The sequence below is a fragment of the Alcanivorax sp. HI0083 genome (assembly GCF_001635175.1).
In genome coordinates this window covers 1-1,062 of record NZ_LWFX01000594.1, presented here as the reverse complement: position 1 = coordinate 1,062, position 1,062 = coordinate 1, and the positions used below count along the sequence as shown (strand labels likewise).

The 1,062-nt window shown below is 57.0% G+C and carries 2 protein-coding genes; both read right to left on the bottom strand.

Annotated features, from left to right (window positions below):
- Nucleotides 1-178, bottom strand: a 178-nt coding sequence (atpC, locus tag A3754_RS06010; protein ID WP_063519084.1) for an ATP synthase F1 subunit epsilon, incomplete at its 3' end; no start/stop codon positions are given.
- Nucleotides 179-200: 22 nt separating this feature from the next.
- Nucleotides 201-1,062: F0F1 ATP synthase subunit beta (atpD, locus tag A3754_RS06005; protein WP_063519083.1), on the bottom strand; the 862-nt coding region annotated here is incomplete at its 5' end.

The window sequence follows — 1,062 nt, the reverse complement described above, 5'->3', positions numbered from 1 at the left end:
CCTCACCATTCTGCTTCTTCACCCGTACCGGGCCCGGCTTGAGCCGGGTCAGCAGCGGGGCGTGGCCGGGCATGATACCGAGGTCGCCTTCCACACCGGACGCTACCACGATTTCAACCAGGCCGGAGAACAGCTGGCGTTCTGCACTTACAATGTCGCAATGCACGGTCATCGCCATTTGCTTGTCTCCCGGGTGCAGGTTACTTGCTACGCTTGTTGTAGGCTTCAATCACTTCGTCGATAGAGCCCTTCATGTAGAAGTCCTGCTCCGGGATGTGATCGTAATCACCGCCAAGAATGCCCTTGAAGCCCGCGAGGGTGTCTTTCAGGGAAACATACTTGCCCGGGGAGCCAGTAAATACTTCGGCCACGAAGAACGGCTGGGACAGGTAACGCTCGATCTTACGGGCACGAGATACGGTCAGTTTATCGTCTTCTGACAGCTCGTCCATACCCAGGATCGCGATGATGTCCTTCAGCTCTTTGAAGCGCTGCAGTACGGTTTGAACGCCACGAGCGATGTCGTAGTGTTCTTGACCGATAACCAGCGGATCCAGCTGACGCGAGGTGGAATCCAGCGGGTCGATCGCCGGGTAGATGCCCTTGGAGGCGATGTCACGGCTTAGGGATACAGTGGAATCCAGGTGCGCGAAGGTGGTGGCCGGAGACGGGTCAGTCAAGTCATCCGCCGGTACGTATACCGCCTGTACGGAGGTAATGGAACCGGTCTTGGTGGAAGTAATACGCTCTTGCAGAACGCCCATCTCTTCCGCCAGGGTCGGCTGGTAACCTACCGCTGAAGGCATACGGCCCAGCAGTGCAGATACTTCGGTACCGNCCAGGGTGTAACGGTAGATGTTATCCACGAAGAACAGTACGTCGCGACCTTCGTCACGGAACTTCTCGGCCATGGTCAGACCGGTCAGCGCTACACGCAGACGGTTACCCGGCGGCTCGTTCATCTGACCGTAAACCAGCGATACTTTATCCAGTACGTTGGAGTCCTTCATTTCGTGGTAGAAGTCGTTACCCTCACGAGTACGCTCACCCACACCGGCAAAC